Source organism: Pantoea sp. PvP021 (assembly GCF_054056055.1).
The window spans coordinates 1,803,901-1,829,280 of record NZ_JBSRXX010000001.1 but is presented as its reverse complement, the minus strand read 5'-3'; the positions used below and the strand labels follow the sequence as shown (position 1 = coordinate 1,829,280).

At 52.7% G+C, this 25,380-nt stretch carries 23 protein-coding genes; 16 read left to right on the top strand and 7 right to left on the bottom strand.

The features are described 5' to 3' along the window. From ACVKSX_RS08585 to ACVKSX_RS08565, 5 genes are all read left to right on the top strand, one after another. Positions 1-921 (top strand): PstS family phosphate ABC transporter substrate-binding protein, encoded by a 921-nt coding sequence (locus ACVKSX_RS08585; protein ID WP_122889177.1) that lies wholly within the window; start codon positions 1-3, stop codon positions 919-921. Positions 922-1,086: 165 nt separating this feature from the next. Further along, the gene (locus ACVKSX_RS08580; RefSeq protein WP_010255320.1) at positions 1,087-2,193 is read left to right on the top strand and encodes a cobalamin-independent methionine synthase II family protein; all 1,107 of its coding nucleotides are present in this window, start codon (positions 1,087-1,089) and stop codon (positions 2,191-2,193) included. A gap of 391 nt (positions 2,194-2,584) precedes the next feature. Beyond that, positions 2,585-3,904 (top strand): branched-chain amino acid transporter carrier protein BrnQ, encoded by a 1,320-nt coding sequence (gene brnQ / locus ACVKSX_RS08575; RefSeq protein ID WP_010255323.1) that lies wholly within the window; start codon positions 2,585-2,587, stop codon positions 3,902-3,904. Between the two features lie 70 nt (positions 3,905-3,974). Then, the gene (gene proY, locus ACVKSX_RS08570) at positions 3,975-5,327 is read left to right on the top strand and encodes a proline-specific permease ProY (RefSeq protein WP_010255326.1); all 1,353 of its coding nucleotides are present in this window, start codon (positions 3,975-3,977) and stop codon (positions 5,325-5,327) included. Positions 5,328-5,768: 441 nt separating this feature from the next. Beyond that, positions 5,769-7,337: a sensor domain-containing diguanylate cyclase gene (locus ACVKSX_RS08565; protein ID WP_354438526.1), complete on the top strand. Its 1,569-nt coding sequence runs from the start codon at positions 5,769-5,771 to the stop codon at positions 7,335-7,337. 67 nt (positions 7,338-7,404) lie between these two features. Here the strand turns inward: ACVKSX_RS08565 and ACVKSX_RS08560 are convergent, their stop codons facing one another. Next, complete coding sequence (locus ACVKSX_RS08560; protein WP_010255330.1) at positions 7,405-7,863, bottom strand: hypothetical protein; 459 nt, start codon at positions 7,861-7,863, stop codon at positions 7,405-7,407. Then, complete coding sequence (locus tag ACVKSX_RS08555; RefSeq protein ID WP_010255333.1) at positions 7,856-8,779, bottom strand: winged helix-turn-helix domain-containing protein; 924 nt, start codon at positions 8,777-8,779, stop codon at positions 7,856-7,858. The genes ACVKSX_RS08560 and ACVKSX_RS08555 overlap by 8 nt, the downstream gene beginning before the upstream one ends. Before the next feature lie 391 nt (positions 8,780-9,170). On the opposite strand from ACVKSX_RS08555, the gene ACVKSX_RS08550 reads away from it, so the two are divergent. The 6 genes from ACVKSX_RS08550 to ACVKSX_RS08525 all read left to right on the top strand — a co-directional run bounded on the left by ACVKSX_RS08550 (position 9,171) and on the right by ACVKSX_RS08525 (position 15,366). Then, on the top strand, positions 9,171-9,725 hold the full coding sequence (locus ACVKSX_RS08550) for a fimbrial protein (protein ID WP_010255336.1): 555 nt from the start codon (positions 9,171-9,173) through the stop codon (positions 9,723-9,725). A gap of 38 nt (positions 9,726-9,763) precedes the next feature. Next, positions 9,764-10,435 carry a fimbrial biogenesis chaperone gene (locus ACVKSX_RS08545; RefSeq protein ID WP_354438525.1) on the top strand — a complete coding sequence of 224 codons (672 nt, stop codon included), beginning with the start codon at positions 9,764-9,766 and terminating at the stop codon, positions 10,433-10,435. A gap of 18 nt (positions 10,436-10,453) precedes the next feature. Next, positions 10,454-12,937: a fimbria/pilus outer membrane usher protein gene (locus ACVKSX_RS08540; protein WP_354438524.1), complete on the top strand. Its 2,484-nt coding sequence runs from the start codon at positions 10,454-10,456 to the stop codon at positions 12,935-12,937. A gap of 10 nt (positions 12,938-12,947) precedes the next feature. After that, positions 12,948-14,237, top strand: coding sequence for a fimbrial protein (locus ACVKSX_RS08535; protein ID WP_022626130.1), 1,290 nt, complete (start codon positions 12,948-12,950; stop codon positions 14,235-14,237). Continuing rightward, positions 14,237-14,974, top strand: coding sequence for a fimbrial biogenesis chaperone (locus tag ACVKSX_RS08530; RefSeq protein WP_354438523.1), 738 nt, complete (start codon positions 14,237-14,239; stop codon positions 14,972-14,974). The genes ACVKSX_RS08535 and ACVKSX_RS08530 overlap by 1 nt, the downstream gene beginning before the upstream one ends. 104 nt (positions 14,975-15,078) lie before the next feature. Beyond that, complete coding sequence (locus ACVKSX_RS08525) at positions 15,079-15,366, top strand: helix-turn-helix transcriptional regulator (protein WP_010255342.1); 288 nt, start codon at positions 15,079-15,081, stop codon at positions 15,364-15,366. A gap of 333 nt (positions 15,367-15,699) precedes the next feature. On the opposite strand, the gene ACVKSX_RS08520 is transcribed toward ACVKSX_RS08525, so the two are convergent. The 3 genes from ACVKSX_RS08520 to ACVKSX_RS08510 form a co-directional block, all read right to left on the bottom strand. Continuing rightward, a complete protein-coding gene (locus tag ACVKSX_RS08520) occupies positions 15,700-16,956 on the bottom strand; it encodes a histidine-type phosphatase (protein ID WP_354438522.1) in 1,257 nt (418 codons plus the stop codon). Then, positions 16,957-17,769: an inositol monophosphatase family protein gene (locus ACVKSX_RS08515; RefSeq protein WP_064689915.1), complete on the bottom strand. Its 813-nt coding sequence runs from the start codon at positions 17,767-17,769 to the stop codon at positions 16,957-16,959. Between the two features lie 207 nt (positions 17,770-17,976). After that, positions 17,977-18,558, bottom strand: a complete 582-nt coding sequence (locus ACVKSX_RS08510) for an ACP phosphodiesterase (RefSeq protein WP_064689916.1) — start codon at positions 18,556-18,558, stop codon at positions 17,977-17,979. Positions 18,559-18,661: 103 nt separating this feature from the next. Between ACVKSX_RS08510 and queA the strand changes: the two genes are divergently transcribed. The 5 genes from queA to secF all read left to right on the top strand — a co-directional run bounded on the left by queA (position 18,662) and on the right by secF (position 24,143). Beyond that, the gene (queA, locus tag ACVKSX_RS08505) at positions 18,662-19,732 is read left to right on the top strand and encodes a tRNA preQ1(34) S-adenosylmethionine ribosyltransferase-isomerase QueA (protein WP_010671194.1); all 1,071 of its coding nucleotides are present in this window, start codon (positions 18,662-18,664) and stop codon (positions 19,730-19,732) included. 78 nt (positions 19,733-19,810) lie between these two features. Beyond that, a complete protein-coding gene (gene tgt / locus ACVKSX_RS08500) occupies positions 19,811-20,959 on the top strand; it encodes a tRNA guanosine(34) transglycosylase Tgt (protein ID WP_010255351.1) in 1,149 nt (382 codons plus the stop codon). Continuing rightward, positions 20,959-21,291 carry a preprotein translocase subunit YajC gene (gene yajC / locus ACVKSX_RS08495; RefSeq protein ID WP_010255353.1) on the top strand — a complete coding sequence of 111 codons (333 nt, stop codon included), beginning with the start codon at positions 20,959-20,961 and terminating at the stop codon, positions 21,289-21,291. The genes tgt and yajC overlap by 1 nt, the downstream gene beginning before the upstream one ends. Before the next feature lie 25 nt (positions 21,292-21,316). Then, a complete protein-coding gene (secD, locus tag ACVKSX_RS08490) occupies positions 21,317-23,164 on the top strand; it encodes a protein translocase subunit SecD (protein ID WP_010255355.1) in 1,848 nt (615 codons plus the stop codon). A gap of 10 nt (positions 23,165-23,174) precedes the next feature. Next, positions 23,175-24,143, top strand: coding sequence for a protein translocase subunit SecF (secF, locus tag ACVKSX_RS08485; RefSeq protein ID WP_010255357.1), 969 nt, complete (start codon positions 23,175-23,177; stop codon positions 24,141-24,143). A 66-nt stretch (positions 24,144-24,209) separates the two neighbouring features. Here the strand turns inward: secF and ACVKSX_RS08480 are convergent, their stop codons facing one another. Beyond that, a complete protein-coding gene (locus tag ACVKSX_RS08480; RefSeq protein ID WP_354438521.1) occupies positions 24,210-24,779 on the bottom strand; it encodes a SadB/YajI family lipoprotein in 570 nt (189 codons plus the stop codon). Between the two features lie 16 nt (positions 24,780-24,795). Beyond that, complete coding sequence (gene lysM / locus ACVKSX_RS08475) at positions 24,796-25,233, bottom strand: peptidoglycan-binding protein LysM (RefSeq protein ID WP_010671197.1); 438 nt, start codon at positions 25,231-25,233, stop codon at positions 24,796-24,798. Positions 25,234-25,380: the final 147 nt, after the last annotated feature.

Sequence of the window (25,380 nt, the reverse complement as noted above, 5' to 3'; positions counted from 1 at the left end):
ATGCGCATCCTTCTTTTGTTGATCGTTACTCTGCTGCCGGGCCTGGCACTGGCCCAGCCCGGCGCGCTCTCCGGCAATCTCAGCAGCGTCGGATCGGATACGCTGGGTTATCTGATGACGCTGTGGGGCGAGGATTTCAGTCGCCAGGCGCCGGGCGTCAATGTCCAGGTTCAGGCCTCCGGATCTTCTACTGCGCCGACCGCGCTGGCGGCGGGTGCAGCACAACTCGGTCCGATGAGCCGCCCGATGCAGGCAGATGAACGCCAGGCCTTTGAGGCGCGCTACGGTTATCCGCCGCTGGCGGTTCCGGTGGCTATGGATGCGCTGGTGGTAGTGGTGAATCAGCGCAATCCGCTGCAGCAGATTGAACCGCGAAAGCTCGATGCCATCTTCTCGATTACCCGTCTGTGTGGCGCACACAGCGTGCCGCTGCGCTGGGGCGATCTCGGCTTAACCGGCGCGCAGTGGAGCAAACGGCCAATTCAGCGCTATGGACGTAACTCCGCCTCCGGCACATGGGGTTTCTTCAAGCAGCAGGCGCTGTGCAAAGGTGATTTTCGCAGCGACGTGGCGGAGTTTCCCGGCTCGGCCGCAGTGGTGCAGGCGGTGGCCGGTAATTCTCGCAGCATCGGCTACGCCAGTTTTGGCTTTCATCTCAGCGGCGTAAAAATGCTGGCGGTGATGAATGATCAGGGGCAGGCGATTACCCCGGATGCCGAGGCCATCCGCAGTGGCCGTTATCCCTGGGCGCGCCCGCTCTATCTCTATGTGAATAAAGCGCCCGGCAAACCTTTGCCGCCGCTGGTGGCCGCGTTTCTGGAGCAGGTACTTTCGGCGCAGGGACAGCGGCGGGTCAGCGAAGCGGGCTATCTGCCGCTCTCTGACAGTCAGATGACGCAGGCGCGCGCCGCGCTGCGCTAATCCCCCGAACGTGAATTTTTTTCATCATCACTGAATTTTCTTCAGTTGCAGAAGAAAGCCGCCCATGCCACTCTGTGTTCAGACATGTAGCCATCCAGATGGCTATTTATATCAGGATGTAACTATTTCCTGCCGTCATTACCGGCAGGGGAGACAGGAGTGATCATGCAAAGAGAAACCGCCCCGTTCCGTGCCGATACCGTTGGCAGCTTTCTGCGTCCCGCCGCCATTAAGCAGGCGCGCGAACAGTTTGCAGCCGGAGAGATCGATGCGGCGGCCCTGCGTCAGGTTGAAGATGAGGCGATTCGCGATGTGGTGGCGAAACAGCGGGAAAACGGTCTGAAAGTGGTCACTGATGGCGAGTTTCGTCGCGGCTGGTGGCACTTCGACTTCTTCTATGGCCTGAATGGCGTAGAGCGCTATGAAGCGGAGCAGGGCATTCAGTTTAATGGCGTGCAGACCAAAGCGCATGGCGTGAAAGTGGTGAGCAAACTCGGTTTCCCGGCGGATCATCCGATGCTGGCGCATTTCCGCTTCCTGCAGAGTATTGCCGGTGATGCGGTGCCGAAGATGACCATTCCCAGCCCCAGCGTGCTGCACTTCCGTGGTGGCCGCAAGGTGATCGACGCGGAAGTCTATCCCGATCTGGCAGACTACTTCGACGATCTGGCGCAGACCTACAAAGCAGCTATTCAGGCGTTTTATGACGCGGGCTGCCGCTATCTGCAACTGGATGATACCGTCTGGGCTTACCTCTGTTCTGAGGATCAGAAGCGCGATATCCGGGCGCGTGGCGACGATCCTGACCAGCTGGCACAGACTTATGCTCAGGTGTTGAATAAAGCGCTGGAAGGTAAACCTGCCGATCTGACCGTGGGTCTGCATGTCTGTCGCGGCAACTTCCGCTCAACCTGGATCTCTGAAGGCGGCTATGGGCCGGTCGCAGAAATCCTGTTCGGCAGCGTCAACGTGGATGCCTTCTTCCTGGAGTATGACAACGCCCGTTCCGGCGGTTTTGAACCACTGCGTTACATTAAGCCAGGTCATCAGCAGGTGGTGCTGGGCCTCATCACCACGAAAGTGGGTGAACTGGAAGATCCGGCGCAGGTGAAAACCCGGCTGGAAGAGGCGGCGCAGTATGTCAGTCTGGATCAGATCTGCCTCAGTCCGCAGTGTGGTTTTGCCTCAACCGAAGAGGGCAACAGCCTGACCGAGGCGCAGCAGTGGCAGAAGATTCGCTTAGTGGTCGATATCGCGAATCAGGTCTGGTAGTGCTGTAACGTTGTGCAGACAGGCGCGTAAAACGCGCCTTTTGTGTATCTTCAGGCCCGTTTATGCGGGGATTTCTCGCGCTCTGTCTATTGTTTAGGCACATCATCTTGTGTGCCTGCTGCAAAAATTAACGCTATCCACTGCCTTTTGAAAAAATGGCGGCATAACCTTCTGGTTTTCCGATCCCGTATTGCCTTTCACCGCTATAAACGTTTTACTTAGCGCCGTTGTCGATCCATCCCTCTGTGAACAGAATAAAAGCAGCTCAAATCACCTGTGCTTTACCCTGCGACGAGCATAATGCGCTGACATTGTCAGCCTGGTCGCGGTTTACACGCAGCGAGGGGACAACACTAACCCAACTTCCACCGCAACATCAGTGACAGGCCGTATGACACATCGTTTAACTTCGAAGGACATTCTCGCGCTGGGCTTTATGACATTCGCCCTGTTTGTTGGCGCGGGCAACATCATTTTCCCGCCCATGGTCGGTATTCAGTCTGGCGAACACGTCTGGACTGCCGCGATTGGTTTTCTGATTACCGCAGTCGGTCTGCCCGTGATGACCGTGATCGCGCTGGCCCGCGTCGGCGGCGGCGTGGATGCACTCAGCACCCCGATTGGCAAGGTCGCTGGCATCGTGCTGGCCACCGTTTGCTATCTGGCTGTCGGGCCGCTGTTTGCCACACCGCGTACGGCAACGGTCTCGTTTGAGATGGGTATTGCCCCGCTGACCGGTGATGGCGCGCTGCCGCTGTTTATCTATAGCCTGATTTACTTCACGCTGGTGATTGGCGTATCGCTCTATCCCGGCAAGCTACTCGACACGGTAGGGCACTTCCTTGCGCCATTAAAAATTATTGCGCTGACCGTGCTGGGCGTTGCTGCCCTGGTGTGGCCTGCTGGCGGCACGGTTCCGGCTACCGCTGATTATCAGCGTGCGGCCTTCTCCAGCGGTTTCGTCAATGGCTATCTGACCATGGATACGCTGGGCGCGCTGGTATTTGGTATCGTGATTGTCAACGCCGCCCGTTCGCGTGGCGTCGATAATGCCGCGCTGCTGACCCGTTATACCGTGCTGGCAGGGTTAATCGCCGGTCTGGGCCTGACGCTGGTCTACCTCTGCCTGTTTAAGCTGGGCGCGGGCAGCGGTGCGCTGGTGGATCAAAACGCTAACGGCGCAGCGATTCTGCACGCGTATGTTCAGCACACCTTTGGCAACATGGGCAGCTTCTTCCTTGCCGCGCTGATCTTCGTCGCCTGTATGGTGACCGCCGTAGGCCTGACCTGTGCCTGTGCGGAATTTTTTGCGCAATACCTGCCGTTATCGTATAAAACGCTGGTGTTTATTCTGGGTCTGTTCTCCATGGTGGTGTCGAATCTCGGCCTGAGCCACCTGATTCAGATCTCCATCCCGGTACTGACGGCAATTTATCCGCCCTGTATCGTGCTGGTGGTGCTGAGTTTCACTCTCAACTGGTGGAATAAGAGCAGCCGGATTATCGCGCCAGCCATGTTAATCAGCTTGCTGTTCGGTATTGTTGATGCGATTAAAACCACCGGGTTTAAAGATTTGCTGCCCGCTTTCAGTCAGAATTTGCCGCTGGCCGATCAGGGTCTCGCCTGGTTGCCGCCGTCGTTGGTGATGCTGCTGATTGCCGCTGTTGTTGATCGGGTGAAAGGGCCGGAACAGGTGACCGTTCACTCGTAGCAGAGAGCACTGATTTTTCTTTAACCACGGGCCTGCCCGTGGTTTTTTCATTTCACAGGTACAGGTTGTTATGCAAGAAACCAACAAGCTCAAACGCGGACTGAGCACGCGCCACATCCGCTTTATGGCGCTGGGATCGGCGATTGGCACCGGGCTGTTCTACGGTTCCGCTGACGCGATAAAAATGGCCGGACCGAGCGTGCTGCTCGCCTATATCATCGGCGGGGCAGTGGCTTACATCATCATGCGCGCACTGGGTGAGATGTCCGTTAACAATCCTCAGGCCAGCTCCTTCTCACGTTACGCGCAGGACTATCTTGGGCCGATGGCAGGCTACATCACCGGCTGGACGTACTGTTTTGAAATCCTGATTGTGGCGATTGCGGATGTCACGGCGTTCGGCATCTATATGGGCGTCTGGTTCCCTGAGGTGCCTCACTGGATTTGGGTGCTGAGCGTGGTGCTGATCATCGGTGCCGTCAATCTGATGAGCGTGAAGGTGTTCGGCGAAGTGGAGTTCTGGTTCTCCTTCTTCAAAGTCGCCACCATTATCGTGATGATTCTGGCCGGTTTCGGCATGATCATCTGGGGGCTCGGCAACGGCGGCCAGCCGACCGGCATCCACAATCTCTGGACTAACGGCGGCTTCTTTGCGCACGGCGTAGTCGGTATGCTGCTGTCGCTGCAGATGGTGATGTTTGCCTATGGTGGCATCGAAATCATCGGTATCACCGCCGGTGAAGCGAAAGATCCGGAGAAGTCGATTCCGCGCGCCATCAACTCGGTGCCGTGGCGCATTCTGGTGTTCTACGTCGGCACGCTGTTTGTGATTATGTCGATCTACCCGTGGAATCAGGTAGGAACTTCGGGCAGCCCGTTTGTGCTGACCTTCCAGCATCTGGGCATTGCGGCGGCCGCCTCTATCCTCAATTTTGTGGTGCTGACCGCGTCACTCTCGGCGATTAACAGCGATGTGTTTGGCGTAGGCCGCATGCTGCACGGGATGGCGCAGCAGGGACATGCGCCGAAGGTCTTTATGAAGGTCTCTTCGCGCGGGATTCCGTGGGTGACGGTGGTGGTGATGATGTTCGCCATGCTGATTGCGGTTTATCTCAACTACCTGATGCCGGAAAAAGTCTTCCTGGTGATCGCCTCGCTGGCGACCTTTGCAACGGTGTGGGTCTGGATCATGATTCTGCTGTCGCAGATCGCGTTCCGTCGCAAAATTGGCAAAGAGGCTGCCAGTAAGCTGCAGTTTGCGCTGCCAGGCGGCAGCTGGACTGCTGGCGTCGGCGTAGCCTTCCTCTGCTTTATTATCGGTCTGATTGGCTATTTCCCCGATACCCGCATTTCCCTCTATGTCGGTATGGTGTGGATAGTGGTGCTGCTGCTGGGCTATAAGCTGGTTCGTAAAGTCCGCTAAGGATGTTTTCCATGCTGGCTGGAGTGAGACTGTTGAAGCCCGGCTGCAGATAATGCTGCGGCTGGGGCTGTTTTTTTGGCCTCCCTGATCGGGTTTTGTCTGAAGGCGTTCGTCAGCGCCCGGAGGGGAATTCTGGCCGCGAGCCTGGCCACTGGCGCAGGGGAGTGAAAGTAATGGTCATCGGGCGTTAGCGGGACTATCGTTCAGGCGCGCAGACGGGCGTAACCGGCCGTCCATCTGTAGTGATCGATATCGATGTGGCGCTTATGACAGTCAATCCGCGCTTTATTTCGCTGGATTGACGCCTGCAAATGCGTCTCAGGCTCTATTCGTATCAACAATAATGCTGATTTACTAATTGCCTGACCGCCCCTATCTTGTTAACTGTCCGTGCCAGCATTAATTCGGCAACACAAATAACAAGTCATTCAGGGACAAACCATGTTCAACAAGCCCTCACTAAAGAGTCTGCTGTGCCTGCACTCTGTGTGCTGCATACTCCTTACAGCAATTCTGCTTTCCACAGTGACCGGCTTTGTGCTGAGGAACCAGGCAGAACAACGTCTCCTTGAATCCAGCACGGCATATGCACGTAAACTGGCCAACACTGCCGATAACATGTTCCGGACGGCCCAGAAGGAACTGGCTTTCAGCGCCGCACAGATAACCAGCTACAGGGATTTGCAGGTTCTGCAGCATGAAACCGACAGGCTACGTCTGCAGTCAGACATGTTCAGTTCCGTGCTGGCCCTGTCGCCCGAGGGGCGGGTCGTGGCCGCTTCTCCCTTAAATTTCATTCCATCCGGTACGTCGCTGAGTGTGGCGTCCGGGCAGCTGGAGGCCGTAAAAAAAGGCCCTTTTGTTTCTGACCCACTCACCCCCTATACGGGAAACTATCTCGTCTTTTTGTCGAACCCGGTCTATTCGCCGTCAGGCGAATATCTGGGGTATCTGGCAGGCTCAATCTATCTGACCAGGAGCAGTATGCTGAGCCGTCTTCTGAACCAGCACTTCTATGCTGATAAGACGACTGTCAGCATTGTTTCCGATACCGGTGAAGTGGTTTACTCCGCGGATGAGGCTCTGACCGGAAAAAGCATCAACCTGAGTGCGGATCTGTCGGCGCAACTGAAACAGAAAAAATATGGCGCAGTGAAAACCCTGTTTAATCAACAGAGTTGCCTGCTGGGTTATTCGGACGTTGTGAAAACGAACTGGCATGTATTCGTCTGCGTTTCATCTGACGTGACGAGCGCAATTCTCAACCGCATCGTAAGTGATGTGATCCTCTACGGGCTGGTGCTGGCGCTTCTGTTGGTCGTTGTGAGTCTTTACATCTCCGCCAGAATTTCACAGCCACTCGAAAATCTGGCCCGCCTGACCAGCTCAGGCGCGATCGGGCGATTATCAGGAAAAATGGACGGAATTAAAACGTGGTACAAAGAAGCTGACAGGCTAAAAAAAGCATTTCAGGCTTATTCAGCAGCCATCGATAAAACATTTTCTATACTGCGCGATGATGCTCTGACGGATCATCTGACGAAATTACACAACCGGCGGGGCTTCGATCAACTCACGGCACCTTTTGTCGGGGGACAGGGTTCACACAGCCTGGCTCTGTTTGATATCGACCACTTTAAACAGGTTAATGATCAGTTCGGACACGATACAGGGGACGAGGTACTGGTGGCCGTATCAGATCTATTAAAAAAAGGATGCCGTACTCAGGACATCATCTGCCGGTTTGGCGGTGAAGAGTTTGTCATTTTTTTTCCAGACACAACGCTGACCGAAGCCGGATTGGTTGTAAACCGTATACGTGAAAACATTGCAAACGCGCAGTTTCCCGCAGTGAAGCACATTACGATTTCAGCAGGCGTTTGTGAGCTCGCTCACGATGGCGATGACAGAGAAAAAGCGCTGGTTGTGGCAGACCACCTTCTGTACAGGGCCAAGCATGAAGGCCGGAACCGGGTGGTGACCCAGGCACATTCGGTTCACTCACCCTGAGGTACGTTTTTATGATCCGCTTCAGTCGAATGCAGAGTCCGCGTGTAGTTACCCGTCAGCCTGGCCGTTAATTGCTTCTCTCACAGATGAAAAGCGGTGTGTTTTCGGCATAAAAAATCCAGGCATCTTTACCATAAGGCCTGATCTTGAGTACCAGCGGCATATTGTTATCTGTAAAAAAGTCGGGTAACCATTTCTTCTGATCGGAAAGGCTCATCGTCATCTGAGGGGAGTTCATGATCAGCTCAGACCTGAAGTAGTAAAAAAATTGGTTCTGTAAGTATGAAAATGAAATCGTTTTACTCAGATAAGATTTTGTTTCATTTTTATCATATAAGATCCCAGACATTGAAAGAACGCCTTTTCCGTCAAGAAGGGTTTGCGTAATAAGTAAGTCCATCCGGTCCTGCTTCCATTGATAGGACACATCAGCTGTACAAGAAATGGTGTTTTCACCGTTCCTGCTGAATGGCGCGAAAGAATAGATGACAATGCACAAGATAATCAGGAGGATAACTTTAATCATTATTCAGTTTCTTCACAAAGTAATACGAACGGCAATTTGCTCTGACATGTCCATTCAACGGATGCTCGCAGTTAAAATAAGAAAGACTGTCTGCATGTTTGAATGCGGTAAGGTAGATATAAGGTGCTATACTGCAATTTAATTTCATCTCATCAACCTGTTCCTTCACCTCATCCTTTATCAGCCACCCATCCGCATTATTGAAGATTATGCAGCCTTTGTAGTTAGTGCTGTAAATAAACACAGTGTCATTATGATTCGGTCCGGATCTGAAATATAAAAAAGACGAAAAAAAAAGTGCCAAAAAAAGCATAAAGGTTGCGATCATCATTTTTTTTGACTTAAAAAAAGCTGAAAAAAACGGATGTTGTGTCAGGGGTGAATATGAAGAAATCTTGTTTTCAGAATCTGATTTTTGCTCATTCTGAGTATTCCTCATTCTTTCATCAGGGAGGCTGTGCTCTGGCATTTCATTGCCGCCGGCGGAGAGAGAGTGGGCACTTTCCGACTCAGTGCTGACAGATGTAAAGGAAAAAAGACTTTCTCTCTCAACGGTTGTCTGTGGAGAAAGGAGAAACCCCTTCCGCGGCATGGTCCGGATGATATCTTCCTGAAGACCGGCTTTATTCAGCGCGCGTCTCAGCGCCGAGATATTCTGATAAAGAGTCGTTGAGGCCGGTTCCGTACCAAACCGACGCCATACATAGTCATAGAACTGTTGATGTGTGACAAGTTGCCCTACATTATCAATGAGAAGTTCCAGACACAGTGATGCGGATGCGCTGATAACCGCCGGGTTGCCCCTGCCGGTAATTCTTTTTTTATCCGGTTCAAATATCAGAAAACTGTTAAGAGTGATTTTTCTGCTCAAAGCATTCTCCACCAGTGAAAGAAATAAAGACCCCGCATAAAACATACGGCTAATGCGCAGGTGAAAGTTTTGTGAAATAGAAAAATTGTAAGCCTGAAGCTAATCAGATCAGTTTAAATAAGTATATCACATCTTTTTATTGCAAATTTATTTTTATGTTTTGCATGATTTTTTATGTGGGTACTGCAAGTAACTCATTGTTTTTTATGAATATAATATTGAATATAAAATTCATATAAATTTAAACAAGATTAGAGAAATTCAAAGGTGTGTTTATCTCACTTCGCTCGTAAGATGCTTTCGCTGGCTTAATTGTGTCTATGGATTTAAGTGCCCTGACAGTATTAACCATGTTGGATTTTCTCTCTCCTGGTTTATTTACTCAGGCATCAGTCAGCATGTCTATTAACAGAAAAAAATTTCAAGGAGTACTGGAATGTTTAAAAAAACTTTATTGACCGGGTTCGTTGCCCTGACCGCATTATCGGCCAGCAGTGTATATGCAGCACAGGAAAACAGTATCCGCTTCAAAGGTGAAGTTTCTGCCCAGACGTGTAACGTCAGCGTCAACGATTCAACTTCAGCTGCACCTGTTATCTTGCTGCAGACGGCAAAGGTCAGCGATCTTTCCGCGACGGGGAATACGTCTACACCCACAAATTTCAGCATGAAGCTGACAGGATGTACGGATCCTAAAACAGCGACTCAGGACATTAAAATTCATTTTGCATCATCCAATGTTGATGCTTCCGGTAACCTGAAAAATATTGCAACTGACTCTCCGGCAAGTAACGTCGCGATTCAGTTACTGGACCCTGACAATAATGTCATTGATTTAAAATCAGGCGAAGCAACTGCTAAGGCATTCTCGCTCAATCCGAATGAAACCAGCGGAGAAGCACAGTATACCGCTCGGTATATTGCTACCGGTGGGGCTGCAACAGCCGGTAAGGTTGAAGCGACCGTTCAGTACGCTATCAGTTATCTTTAAAAACTGCGCCCCGCGTTTTCGCGGGGCTGGAATAAATTATGAAACTTGTGACTTATCTGAAAATAATTTCAGTTTTCTTTTTTTTAATCAGTGGCGTAACTCAGGCTGCGGTAGTCATGAATGCTTCGCGTATTGTGATGGCGGGTACGCTTGAGAAGACCATTATGTTTGATAACACCAGTGACAATCCGTTTATTGTTCAGGTTGAATCGGATAATAAAGACAAACCAGATTTTGTTGCCGTGCCGCCTGTTTTTAAAATTAAAGAGAAAGGGGGGCAGACGGTAAAAGTTAAACTGTTATCCAGTGAGTTGCCTCAGAATAGAGAGTCGCTCTTTTATCTGGACTTTACTCAGATTCCGGGCGTCAGGAAAAATGAAAATGACGATGACCGGCTGAATATCATCATCCGGAGTCGGCTGAAAGTTATTTACAGACCGGCTGCAGTCAATGCTTTTTCTTCGAAAGATGAAAATAAAGTTTCATACCGATTGCAGGGAGAAGCTTTAGTGATCAGCAACAAATCGCCGAATATTCTATCCATCAGAGATATCAGCAATGGAAAGCGGATCCTGGCAGAAAAATTGACGCTATTGCCGGGTGACGATTATTCCGCAGTCCTCAAGGGCGATCGTCTTAGTGGTCCGCTTAATGCGGTGATGATCAATGATTATGGCACGCCAGTAAATTTCCTGATTAAAGATAAATGATGTGATGTTGTTACGAAAATGAAAATCAGAATTTATTACCTGCTTATTTCTCTCTGCTCGTTTTCTATTTATGCGGAAGAATATGAATTCAGCCCCGCCATGCTCAGTGCGGGCGGCCTGAGCGATATTTCCGCATTGTCAGGAGAAGACACATTTTATAACCCCGGTGAATATGACGTTTCTGTTTACATAAACGATAAATTATTTTCAAAAAAGTCGCTGACTTTTGAACGGAAAGGTAAGTCGCTGACGCCGTTATTTACAGGTGAGTTTATCAACAGTTTACCTCTTAAAAAGAAGCCAGAAGCCCTGGTTAATGACAGAAAATACGCGCTTGAAGCTGTTCTGCCGGAGGTAAAGACTTCGCCCGACCTTTCTTCTCTGCGGGTAAACATTACTGTGCCTCAGTCTCTGCTGGTATACCGTCCGGATGATTATATTCCCTCAAGTGAGTTTGAGGCAGGCAGTACCGCCTTATTTTCGAATTACACGGTCAACCAGTATGAGTCACATAGCACCCATACAGGCGGAGTGAGTTCGACGTATGTTGGACTTAGCAGCGGCTTTAACGCAGGAAAGTGGCAGTTCCGGCAGCAGGGGAATTTCAACCGTAACCGTTTTGGGTCCAGATGGCACTCCTCACGCCTGTACGCCAGTCGGGGCTTGCCGTCACTGCGAAGTGAGCTGCTGCTAGGCCAGCTCAGTTCGGGCTCTGATGCATTCAGCGGGCTCGGTTTTACCGGTGTAAGTCTCAGGACCGATAACCGCGTGTTACCCCCTTCCATGGTTCAGTATGCGCCGACGGTGAGAGGTACAGCGAGAACCAATGCGAAAGTCGAAGTCTTTCAAAAAAAATACAAAATCTATGAGACGACTGTTCCACCGGGTAACTTCAGAATTGATGACCTGGCACCGGCTTTCTACGGTGGAGACCTCAATGTCAGGGTGACGGAAAGTGACGGAAGCCTCACTGAGTATTCAGTACCTTACTCTACACTACCGGGTTCCGTCCGCCCCGGACGCCTGGACTATAGCTTTTCAGCCGGCGAGATCAATGATTACAGCCGTGACAACCAGTTTACCGAGCTTTCCGTCAAGTATGGCGTTTCTAATGCGGTAACGGCAAACAGCGGGTTACGTATCGGCAGTGGTTATCAGGCGGCCAGCGGTGGGGCCATCTATTCTTCGTCACTCGGTGCATTCGGTTCTTCTGCAACCTGGTCCAATGCGCGACTCAGAAATGGCAGCGCCACGCAGGGGTGGATGGTGAATACCGAGTACAGTAAAACGCTGGGTCCGGTTGGCACCACCATCAGTTTTGCCGGCTACCGGTATTCCACCCGTGGCTACCGGGATCTTCAGGATATCGTTGCCCTGAACAACTCGGACACCCCGCTGTCGTCGGTGGAGGGGGGAACGTACATGCAAAAAAACCGTCTTCAGCTCAATGTCAGCCAACCGCTAGGTTCACTGGGCAGCATTTACGTTTCCGGCTCATCGCAAAATTACTATGACGGACGAAACAAAGACACCTCTTATCAGGTGGGATACAACACGGCATTGCCTTACGGCATTCACATGGATTTCAGTATTTCCAGACAGTACCGCACCCGGATTTCTGACGCGCAGAGATGGGGAGTACCTGACGAAAAACGGCACAAGGAATATTACAAAGACACCCAGTTTGCGCTGAATTTTTCTGTGCCTATCGGGCGTGATACCCGTAATACAACCCTGTCTGCGTCATACATCAATAGTAATAGTGAACACAGCTACCAGACCTCGCTGTCCGGCAGCGCAGGTAAAGACAACACGACCCAGTGGGGTGTGAATTACAGTCGCGACCGCTCAGGAAACAGTTCGGGTCTGAATCTGGCGACCATTCTGCCCAAAGCCAACGTGAGTGGAACGGTCTCAAAATCTCCGGGAAACTGGCAGGCATCCGGTTCGATGAGCGGTGCCATCGCGTTGCACAGTGGCGGGATCACACTGGGGCATACCGTGAGTAACACGTTTGCCATTGTGGAAGCAAAAGGGGCAGAGGGCGCCACGGTACTCAATGGCCAGAACATTAAAATCGACAGTTCAGGTTATGCAATCGTTCCTTCGCTGATGCCTTACAGACGTAACAACATCAACCTTGATGCGCCGGAAGGGGCATCCGCGGATGTCGATATTATTGACAGCCAGCACGTTGTGACGCCATACGCGGGTTCCGTCAACCGGGTGGTCTTCAAAACGCGCCAGGGCATACCGGTCATGATGCAGCTCAGGCGGGCGAATGGCAGCTATGTCCCCCTGGGGTCAGATATTTTCGATTCCGGTGTAAATAACGTTGCAACGGTAAGCCAGGCCGGTAATACCTATCTGCGGCTGGAAAACCGTCAGACACTGACCGCCCGGTGGGGCAGCGCGCCCGATGAACAGTGCACCATCCGTTATACGCCTGTAGATACTCAGTCCACGAAAGCGCTGAATTATATTACCGCAGTCTGTCAATAAGGCCTTATGCATGAAAAAGTATGCAGTCATTTTTTCCCTGCCGATCGTGGCGTTTTTTACATCGTCAGCCTTCGCCACATGCCAGCCTGTCTATAAAGCCAGACAGGGCGATGACAGTAAAGGCGGTGTGCCTCTGATTTTTGGTTCAATAAAACTTCAGCCCGCGGAGTTTATGCCAACTGGACTGATTGGCTCCACTACGGCCACGGTAGGGCAGGCTCAATCCTTGCCTGAAGGGGAGAACCAGCTGTTATACACCTGTGATCTTGCCGATCAGGGACAGACCTATGAGTATTTTGCCACTAACGGCGACAGTAACGTGGGGGGCAATATCAGCGCGGGAGAGGGCGTCTATCAGACCTATTTTCCTTTTATCGGCATCAAACTGATTCGTGACAGTGACGGTAAGGTGTTCTCAAGGTACTGGCAGCATTCACCAATTGAAGGGCACCGGGAGGGTAACAAGCTCAACTTTTATGCCCGTGACTTCAGCGGTGTGACGGCAGAAATTTACCGCTTACCATCCACAATGAGAGGAGGCGATCCGGTTGCGCATTGGGGATGTAATGGCCCTGCGGATGATTCCGCCAGCGGTATTGCATATACCTGTCCCCAGCCCAACGGCTATACGGTTTTTGTCGGGCCGGGCTGGAACGACAAAAAAAATATCACTATCCCAGGTGCTGACAGTAACACGAACTGGGACGGGTTCAGTAACTGGAACTGGATTGGCTTTGGGATGCAATACTCTACGGCAAACACGTTCGTGCAAACGCCCTGGGGATGTCGCGTCTACAGCTATACAAATCCTGTCATTTTACCGCCAGTCACTGTCACTGCGTTGAAGTCTGATTTTGAAACAATAGGTAAGGACTTTACTGTAACCTATCGGTGCGGTGGAGCGCTCGTTAATGGCTTTATCAACCGGAATGCAGGTGTTGGACCTGATAAAATTTCGGTCGCATTCAGCACTGATCATCCTATGTCCGGGAACAACGTTTTGTGGTCACGTTATGCGTTATCGGATAATTATGGACAGGATGGATATGCGTCAAACGTCGGCATAGGTGTGTCTGTTGCCGGTAAGACGGTCGGATTTATAACCAACGCATACACTAATGATTATACAAAAGGCTGGTTTTCTCTTCTGGATGGGGAAATCTCGCGTTCTCAAAATACCCCCACTCAGGTAGATATCACGTCTCAGTATTTCGCATTCTATGGCATCGTTGACCCCGCAAAACCTGTCACGCCTGGGAAAATAGATGCGACGGCGCATATTATTGTGAGGTACTGGTGATGAGATATTTTTTATATTGGGTGAGTTTTATTTTTCTGTTTAATGCGGCGGAACTCCATGCCACGATTATGCCGTTGCAGGACAGGGTGCTGTTCAGCAGCAAGGACAGCGGCAGGCGCCTGCTCATCGTCAACAACGACAGTCAGGCGCCGGTGTTACTTCAGAGCTGGGTTGATGATGGAAGCGCCGGCGATATTAATAAAGAAAAAAATTACCCTTTTGCTATTATTCCAGCAGTCGCCAGGATGACACCGGGTAAAATTCTGAACCTTAAGATACTGCCGACGGAAAAAATACTTGATTTACCCCGTGATCGTGAGTCCGTATTCTGGATAAATCTCTATGAAATTCCGGGTGTCAAATCTTCTCAGCAGGAGAAAACGGCCAATAAAATAGAAGTCGGATTAAACACCCAGCTGAGAATTACCTATCGGCCTTTCAATAGCAGTATGGACATTAACAGTATTGGCGGCGCTATAAACGTCCGCATTGCCGACAACGGTCATTCACTCGAGCTGAGTAATCCTACGCCCTATTTTGTGACGCCTGTTTCATTAAAAGTTACGTCATTGGCTGGAGAGCAGTCACTAAAACTGGGCATGGACAGAATGATTGCTCCTTATGAAAATAAAGGTTTTAGTTTGCCTGAAGTAATAAAAAATAAAAAAATGACCGTTGAATACACGCTGGTCGATGACGTCGGAAAAGAGGCCGTTTTCACTAAAAACCTGAATTAGTTTTCACCTTATATACGCTGGTTCCAGACTGGCAGAATAACGCTGTTTACAGCTTTTACAACATTATTTAATCCGTTTTAAGCAATGGAGGAACTGTGACGTTTATGGATAATACCCAACGCTGCATGTCATTTACTGAGAATGAAGTCGCTGTCACCTGGTTCTTTATGACCGGCATGACCCTGAAGCAGATAGCCGAATGGTTAGGGCTGACTGAGAAGTCCGTTAGTTATTACAAAAGAAGGGTGATGAGGAAAATAGGAGTAAAAAACAATAATGAATTTATTATGTGGTATCTGGGGAATCGATCGATATATCAGGACAGTGCCGCGGAATTCAGTATTCTGCGCAGAAGTGTTCCTGACTCCCGTAATCAGCAGGTAAGGGATTAACAGGTTGATTTTAAGGAGGCAATTAAATTCAACCTTACTATTTTCCAGGCCGGGTATGTAGCTTCAGGCGAGAGCGCGTGTGGGTACATGGGCACAGGGGGAGAAGACAGAAAGAGAGAAATAAAAAACGGCGAAACCAGTCGCCGAAATACTCAAGAATTACAGGAAAATAGTTAATAAAGGGATGATTGACGGGTCTATCGTAAAACAAAACGAGTGGCGCTGATAGTCAGGCGATTTAAATAAGAAAAGGTCGGAATGGCGTTAATTAACAGCGGTTAACATTATTCAGGCCGCGTTGATGCTGCGGCCTGAATTTGATTAGCCACAGACTCAGGGCAATATAACCGAAACCGGCAGCACAGCGCTGTTATCCAGCTTTTTTCGTAGCTGAGTCAGCGTGGATTGATAAGGGCAGAGCAGGCCGACATCGGTGATTCTGCAGTCATGCTGATGCCACTCCTGACGTAATAACGGATGTTTATCATCAATCGGTTGCAGCTGACGAATCCCATCCAGACTCTGCGCCTGGAAATAGAGCCGCAAAAAACGTTCGCCGCTGTGGGTGTCGCGCCAGCGCTCCAGCACCAGACTACTGCCCGGTGGAATGTTGCCGCGTGAATAGCCTGGCAACTGCCAGCTAAAGCCCATCAGGGTGCGCACCATCGCAATATTGGTGTCATGTGCCACCAGAATCAGCCAGCGGCCCGGCGCGCTATCGGAAGCAATCGCCTCCAGCAGGGCGTTGAGCAATATTGAGCCACGGCGCTGTGCCTGATAGAGCACGTCGTTGCTAAGATCGTAGTTTGCGCTCAGCAGCGGCAGCAGCGTGGTGATCTGTGCGGCCGAGGTGATGTGTCCCCAGGCGAGCTGGTCCAACGGCAGGTTTTCGCTGTAGCCCAGTCGCAGCGTCTCCACCATGCTTGCCATCACACTCAGCCCGTAAACGTATGTGTTGCCGTTACGGGTTTGCCGGAACGACCAGGGCGCATCAAAGAGGGGGCAGTCAGTCGCGGGCGGGCAGACGGCGGCTTTCAGCTGCTGAATGGCGGGTTGCAACTGCTGTTGCAGCCGCGCCAGATCGCCCGCTTTCTGCTGCTTAGCCGCCAGCTCCTGAGCAGGATCGCTCTGGGTGATCGTCAGCTTTTCACTCTGAAACAGGGGATCGACTTCGCCCGCTACGTGATGCACCGGCACGCCGCAGCCGGGAAAGGCCCCGTCAGTCAGCGCTGCGGCCGTGGCACGGGTGCGCTGCAGCGGACTGGCGCGCACGTAGACCTGTGCCGCATCAGGACAGCCCGCGCCCAGCAGGCCGAGCTGGCGATAGTGCTCGCCTTGCCAGCGTCCTTTATTGACCACCGCGCTGTAGCCATGACCGGTCAGCTCACCATCGGCGGTGGTCCACTGCGTCCAGGGTTGCTGGCTGGCGGCTTCAATCTCTTTACGATTGCCGGGGGTGGGCGGACGGACACCGTGACGGCTCAGTTCGACCACTTTCTCCAGCTGGTAATCCGCCGCCTGTGACACCGGACTTAACAGCCAGAGAGAACAGAGGATCAGCGCGCAGCGGTACAGGCCTGGCAGCGTCATTTACTCCTCCAGCGCGCGATTATCGGTCAGCGCTTTGATTTTTGGATAAAGAGTCGCATTGGCCAGCAACACCGGGTTGCCGTTTTTGAGTCCTTCGTTGCGCAGATAATCATTAGTAACGCCGCCCGCTTCGCGCATCAGGACGATGCCCGGCAGACTATCCCAGGGATGCATATGCGCTTCATAGTAGCCAATCAGTCGCCCGGCGGCCGCCCAGGCGCTGGTCAGCGCGCCAGAACCGATGCGGATAAACATGCCACCCTGTTCAGTTAAGCCGCTAATCAGGCGCGAGACGCTTTCGGCAGGGGTGCGACTGGAGTTGCTGATGCCGAGCAAACCCTCGTTGAGATGCGTCGCGCTATGAACCTGCAAACGGCTCTCATTAACCCACGCACCCTGACCTGCTCGTGCGTGAAACAGCTCCTGATGATTGGGATCGCAGACCACGCCGATCACTGGTTCGCCGTCACAGACCACCGCCAGCGAGACGCACCAGTTAGGCAGGCCGTTGACGAAGCAGGCGGTGCCGTCGATGGGATCGACCACCCAGATAAAGGGCGCGCCCTGAACCTCACCGCCGCTCTCTTCGCCATAGACAGCATCGTCAGGAAAGCGCTCAGCGATTAATGTCTTAATCAATGCCTCAACGTTACGATCAGCCTCGCTGACCACGTCCTGCAAATCCCTTTTGTGTTCCACCACCAGTGTCTGACGCTGCTGATACCACGAATAAGCCCGGCTGGCCGCCGCACGGGCGATGTCGCAGGCGTAACGGTAACGCGCGTCAATTTCAGAATGCGAAGCGGATGACATCTTTTCCTCTTATGTCTTTTGGTCAAAACGAACGGAAGGCACGCCTGAACAGGCGGTCTGGCTGTGATATTTACTTAACTATTGTTAAGAAAGGCTTCATTAAGCCGCAGATAGGCAGCAATGGCAAGATGATGCGGGGGTCGGGTTAGGCGCTTTCCCGGCGGACGAAAGCTGGCGTCCGCCAGCCCGGCAGCAGAGGATCGTGTTTTACAGGGTTCTGCTGGTCGCCAGCGCCATTAAACGCGGATAAAAAACAAAAAACAGCGCTTCCAGCTGATCATAGTGTTGCGTGAAATCGTGGTAGGAGTCGCGCAGGGCCGCCAGGCGTGGACGGCGGCTGGCCATGCCGTGCAGCACCCGCTCCAGCCGCGCGGGCTGGGCATAATGCTCAAACCAGCGCTCGCGCCACATCACCGCGTTGAGTTCCTGAAACTCGATGGGGGTGTCTGTCAGTTGCGGCATGATCTCGCGCTCGGCGGCGGCAGAAAAGTGCACCAGGGTCTGGCCGGGCGTGAAGTGCTGCCAGTGCCGGGCCAGAAAATGGTCCCAGATGACGTCCAGCGTAATGGGTGCCACGCGATAGGTTTCGGCACGGAATAGCTGACGGGCGCTGCGCACTTCCGGCAGCGCATCGGTCATCACATCGAGACGACGGTGCATCAGAATGCCGTCCGCGACGGGCGCAGACCAGTGCTGGTGCGGGTTGCCACGCACAAAATCGGCCATTAAATTGCCGAGTAAGGAGCTGTCGGCCAGCTTAGCCAGATGGAGATGAGCAAGAAAGTTCATGCCGCATTATAGGCTGAACTGCCTTTGCGCAGCCAGTTGTTCAGAATTGGTCGATTTTCCGCTAAACTGTGCCGCCTGTTTTTGCCTGAGAAAGAACTCTTTCATGCGTGTCGCCGATTTTGCTTTTGAACTGCCCGAATCCCTGATTGCTCACTATCCCCAGGCGCAGCGCAGCGGCTGTCGTCTGCTGTCGCTCGATGGTCCCAGCGGGACGCTGTCGCACGGTGTGTTCACCGACGTGCTGGATAAGCTGAATCCGGGCGATCTGCTGGTGTTCAATAACACCCGTGTGATTCCGGCGCGCGTCTTTGGCCGCAAAGCCAGTGGCGGCAAAATCGAGATGCTGGTGGAGCGGATGCTTGACGACAAGCGTGTGCTGGCCCATGTGCGCGCCTCGAAAGCGCCGAAGCCGGGAGCAGAACTGCTGCTGGGCGAAGACGAGAGCGTCAAAGCGACGATGGTGGCGCGTCACGATGCGCTGTTTGAGATTGTGTTTGATGATGAGCGCGCGGTGCTCGACATCCTCAACAGCGTTGGCCATATGCCTCTGCCGCCTTATATCGACCGTCCGGATGAAGAGGCGGATCGCGAGCTCTATCAGACAGTTTACAGCGCCCGTCCGGGTGCCGTTGCGGCACCGACCGCCGGTCTGCATTTTGATGAACCGCTGCTGCAGGCGCTGAAAGAGAAGGGCATTGAGATGGCGTTTGTGACGCTGCATGTCGGTGCAGGAACCTTCCAGCCGGTGCGCGTCGACACCATCGAAGAGCATCACATGCATGCTGAATATGCCGAAGTGCCGCAGGAGGTTGTTGATGCGGTGCTGGCCTGTAAAGCACGCGGCAATAAAGTAGTCGCTGTCGGCACCACCTCTGTCCGTTCGCTGGAGAGCGCCGCCAAAGCGAGTCAGGATGCCCTGATTGCGCCGTTCTTCGACGATACCCAGATTTTTATCTATCCGGGCTATGAGTATCAGGTGATCGATGCGCTGATCACCAACTTCCATCTGCCCGAATCGACTCTGATTATGCTGGTCTCGGCGTTTGCCGGTTATCAGCACACCATGGCCGCGTACCGCGCAGCCGTGGCTGAGCAATATCGTTTCTTCAGTTATGGTGACGCGATGTTTATCAGCAAAAATCCGCAGGCGCCGCTGGAAAAAGTGGGCGACTGATTTATTAACCGATAGCCGGAATCGACTGAGAGCGACTGAAGGTTATCTGCATCGGACTGTTTCTCCGATGGAGGCTTTGTGAAATTTGAACTTGATACCACAGATGGGCGCGCACGCCGTGGCCGTCTGATTTTTGATCGCGGTGTGGTGGAAACCCCTGCGTTTATGCCTGTTGGCACCTATGGCACCGTTAAAGGCATGACGCCGGAAGAAGTGCAGGAGACCGGCGCGCAGATCATTCTGGGCAATACCTTCCACCTCTGGCTGCGTCCGGGTCAGGAGATCATGAAACTGCATGGCGATCTGCATGACTTTATGCAGTGGAAAGGGCCGATCCTGACCGACTCCGGCGGCTTCCAGGTCTTCAGCCTGGGCGACATCCGTAAAATCACCGAAGCGGGCGTGCATTTCCGTAACCCGATCAACGGCGACCCGATCTTCCTCGATCCGGAAAAATCGATGGAGATTCAGTATGACCTCGGTTCCGACATCGTGATGATTTTCGATGAATGTACGCCCTATCCGGCGGACTGGGACTACGCCAAACGCTCGATGGAGATGTCGCTGCGCTGGGCGCAACGCAGTCGTGACCGTTTTGACAGCCTGGGCAATAAAAATGCGCTATTTGGCATTATTCAGGGCTCGGTTTACGAAGATTTACGAGATGTCTCGGTGAAAGGTCTGGTAGAGATTGGCTTTGATGGGTACGCTGTGGGCGGCCTGGCGGTGGGTGAGCCTAAGCAGGACATGCACCGTATTCTTGAGCACGTCTGTCCGCAGCTTCCGCAGGATAAACCGCGTTATCTGATGGGTGTCGGCAAGCCAGAAGATCTGGTTGAGGGCGTCCGTCGCGGCGTCGATATGTTTGACTGCGTGATGCCGACCCGTAATGCCCGAAATGGTCATCTGTTTGTGACCGAGGGTGTGGTGAAAATCCGCAACGCCAGATACAAAGATGACACTGCGCCACTGGATGCGGAGTGTGATTGTTACACCTGTCGCAATTATAGCCGCGCCTACTTGTATCATCTCGACCGTTGTAACGAAATACTGGGCGCGCGTCTGAACACTATCCACAATTTGCGCTATTACCAGCGCCTGATGGCAGGTTTACGCCAGGCCATCGAAGAGGGTAAATTAGAGCGCTTTGTAAACGAGTTCTACCAACGGACGGGCAAAGAAGTTCCGCCTTTAACGTCTGATAATTCATCAATGAGGGAAATTTAATGAGCTTTTTCATTTCTGACGCCGTGGCCGCAGCAGGCGCACCGTCTCAGGGAAGTCCGTATTCTCTGGTGATCATGCTGGTGGTGTTTGGTCTGATTTTCTATTTCATGATCCTGCGTCCGCAGCAGAAACGTGCGAAAGAGCACAAGAAGCTGATGGATTCCATCTCTAAGGGTGATGAAGTGCTGACCAGCGGTGGCCTTGTAGGCCGCGTAACAAAAGTCTCTGACACGGGCTACGTAGCTATCGCGCTGAATGACACCAATGAAGTCGTCATTAAACGTGATTTCGTCGCCGCCGTGCTGCCTAAAGGCACTATCAAGGCGCTGTAATTCTTTCTTCCCTAAGGGAACTGCCGTGTTAAATCGTTATCCTTTGTGGAAGTACGTGATGCTGGTCGTCGTGATTCTCGTCGGCCTGCTCTATGCGCTTCCCAACCTGTATGGTGAGGATCCGGCCGTTCAAATCACTGGTGCGCGCGGAAGCGCCGCCAGTGAGCAGACGTTGGATCAAATTCAGTCCGCATTAAAACAAGACAATATCCAGAGCAAATCTGTTGCGCTGGAAAATGGTGCGATTACCGCGCGCTTCAATAATACGGATGTGCAGTTACGCGCCCGTGAAGCGATCATGAAAGCGCTGGGTGAAAACTACGTTGTTGCGCTGAACCTCGCGCCAGCCACGCCTCGCTGGCTGTCGATGCTGTCAGCAGAACCGATGAAACTCGGTCTCGATCTGCGTGGTGGTGTGCACTTCCTGATGGAAGTGGACATGGACACCGCACTCGGCAAACTGCAGGAGCAGAATGCTGACTCGCTGCGTAGCGACCTGCGCACCAAAAGTATCCCTTACACCACCGTCAACAAAATCGCGAACTACGGCGTGGAAATTCGTTTCCGTGACGCAGCCAGCCGCGATGCGGCGATCTCCTGGCTGACCTCGCGTCATCAGGATCTGGTGATCAACAGCAGCGGCAGCGATGCCCTGCGTGCCACCATGAGCGATGCTCGTCTCAGCGAAGCGCGTGAATATGCGGTTCAGCAGAACATTACTATTCTGCGTAACCGTGTGAACCAGCTGGGCGTGGCTGAACCGCTGGTACAGCGTCAGGGTTCCGATCGCATCGTAGTTGAGCTGCCGGGTATTCAGGATACGGCACGCGCTAAAGAGATTCTGGGTGCAACGGCGACGCTGGAATTCCGTCTGGTAAACACCAGCGTGGATCCAACCGTAGCGGCCAGTGGTCGTGTACCGGGTGACTCTGAAGTTAAAGACATGCGTGATGGCCAGCCGGTGGTGCTCTACAAGCGGGTGATCCTGACCGGTGACCATATCACCGACTCGACTTCCAGCATGGATGAGTACAACCAGCCACAGGTGAACATTTCACTGGATGGCGCAGGCGGTAACATCATGTCGAACTTCACCAAGGACAACATCGGCAAGCCGATGGCGACTCTGTTTGTGGAGTACAAAGACAGTGGTAAGAAAGATGCCAACGGCCGTTCAATTCTGGTGAAACAGGAAGAGGTGATTAACGTCGCCAACATCCAGTCTCGTCTGGGGAACAGCTTCCGCATCACCGGTATCAACAACCCGAACGAAGCGCGTCAGCTCTCGCTGCTGCTACGTGCCGGTGCGTTGATTGCGCCCATCCAGATTGTGGAAGAGCGTACTATCGGGCCGACCATGGGTCAGCAGAATATTACTCAGGGTCTGGAAGCCTGCCTGTGGGGTCTGCTTGCGTCGATCCTGTTTATGGTGGTGTTCTACAAGAAGTTTGGTCTGATAGCGACCAGCGCGCTGCTGGTTAACCTGGTGCTGATTGTCGGCATTATGTCGCTGTTGCCGGGTGCGACCCTGACCATGCCGGGTATTGCCGGTATCGTGTTAACGCTGGCGGTGGCGGTGGATGCCAACGTGCTGATTAACGAACGTATTAAAGAAGAGCTGCGTAACGGGCGCTCGGTTCAGCAGGCAATTCATGAGGGCTATAAAGGCGCCTTCTCCAGTATTGTCGATGCGAACGTGACCACCCTGATCAAAGTTATCATTCTTTATGCAGTCGGCACCGGTTCGATCAAAGGCTTTGCTATTACCACAGCAATTGGTATCGCAACCTCAATGTTCACCGCGATTGTCGGTACCCGTGCCATTGTTAACCTGGTTTACGGTGGCAAACGCATCAACAAGCTGTCTATCTGAGGAGTGCGTTGTGGCACAGGAATATAACATTGAGCAGTTGAACCACGGGCGTAAAGTCGTCGACTTTATGCGCTGGGATAAGCTGGCCTTCATCATTTCGGGACTGCTGATTCTCGCCGCGATTGCTATCGTGGGTGTGCGTGGTTTTAACTGGGGCCTCGATTTCACCGGTGGTACGGTGATTGAGATCGCGCTGGAAAAACCGGCCGATCTTGAAGTCCTGCGTGGTGATCTGGTGAAAGCGGGCTTTGACGAGCCGCTGGTGCAGAACTTTGGCAGCAGCCGTGACGTCATGGTGCGTATGGCACCGGTTACCGGCCCGGCGGGCACCGAGTTAGGCAATAAAGTGGTGTCGGTGATTAACCAGACCACCCAGCAGAATGCTACCGTTAAGCGCATTGAGTTCGTGGGTCCGAGTGTGGGCAGCGACCTGGCGCAGGCGGGTGCGATGGCGCTGTTGTCCGCGCTGATTGCGATTCTGATCTACATCGGTTTTCGCTTTGAGTGGCGTCTGGCGCTGGGTACCGTGCTGGCGCTGGCGCATGACGTGATCATCACCTGCGGCCTGCTGGCGCTGTTCCGCATTGAAATCGACCTGACGATTGTTGCCTCACTGATGTCGGTGATTGGCTACTCGCTTAACGATAAAATCGTGGTGTCGGACCGTATTCGTGAAAACTTCCGCAAGATCCGTCGCGGCAGCTCTTACGATATTACTAACGTGTCACTGACCCAGACGTTAAGCCGTACGCTGATTACCTCGCTGACCACGCTGGCGATGATCCTCATCCTCTTCGTGTTTGGTGGTGCGCTGCTGAAAGGCTTCTCACTGACCATGCTGATTGGTGTGACGATTGGTACGATTTCATCAATTTATGTCTCTTCGGCGCTGGCGCTGAAGCTGGGCATGAAGCGTGAACATATGCTGGTGCAGAAAGTCGAGAAAGAGGGCGCCGATCAGCCTTCTATCCTGCCTTAATCGCCGCAGAGAAATAAAAACGGGCAGCCATGTGGCTGCCCGTTTTTTTTTGCACCTGTGATCAGATCAGGGTGCAGCAGGGGAGGTCTGGGCAGGTGCGTCGCCGGTGACGTTATGCACGCGGACATAACCTGATTGATCCGGCGTGAGGCCGCTGAGTCGCAGCGGTATGCTCACCGAATGCTGGGGCAGCAGCGAGGCAGGCACCGCTATCGTCTGACTCAGACTGCCGTTACTCAGTGGTTTACCGGTTGCCGAATCGAGTTCGCCCCAGTTCACCGTAGCGTGCAGGGCGGGCAAGGGGCGATCGTCCATTGAGCGTACCGTCAGGGTTGTCCGCGAGCCGCTGGCTTCAGCGGTGACAGGCGAGAGCGACAGTCGCAGCGTGCCGAGCTGGGTTTGCAGTGCCACCGGCGTGTTCGCCTGCGGGATCAGCCACGCGCCTTGCTGCGAATGGCTGTTTAACTGCCCCTGAATCTCCAGCGCGCTGGCCTGCGTGGTCAGGTGCTGCATCTGCTGATTAAGCTGACTCACTTCCTGATGCAGCTCTCTGACCTGCGGGTTGCTGGCGCTACTGCTGCAACCGCTCAGCGTCACCAGAGAGAGCGCCACCGGAACCCAAACCATCCTGCTCATAAGTTATCCTTGTCCGTTATTTTGGAATACGTAAAACCTGGCCAGGATAGATCTTATCAGGATGAGAGAGCATTGGCTTATTCGCTTCGAAAATCTTGTTGTATTCGTTGGCATTTCCATAAACCTGTTTGGAAATTGCGCTCAGCGTGTCGCCTTTTTTCACGGTGTAAAGTTCTGACTCGGCCGCGCTGTCTGTCACGGTCACCTTATCTTCCACTTTGGTGATGCCTGCAACGTTACCGGCTGCGATCAGAATCTTCTCTTTCAGCTCCTGGGAAAGGCCATCGCCCGTCACGGTCACGGTATCGCCGTTGACCTTCACATCCACTTTGTCGCTGTCGGGTAACCCGAGCTTGTTGATGTGATCCTGCAGCTTTTTATTCTGGTCATCGCCGCCATTCACGGCATCCCATAATTTTTCACCGGCTTCTTTCACAAAATTAAACAGACCCATACAACCTCCAGTGTGTTAGTGGATATACGCCGTCTTTCGGCTCTATAAGCGTAGACCCTTTTGCCGTCGCTGATATTTAACATCATTTATGCTGTGCGTGGTGGCACAGGAAAGGCACGGAAGAGATTTTGTTGATTCGCAGTTCGC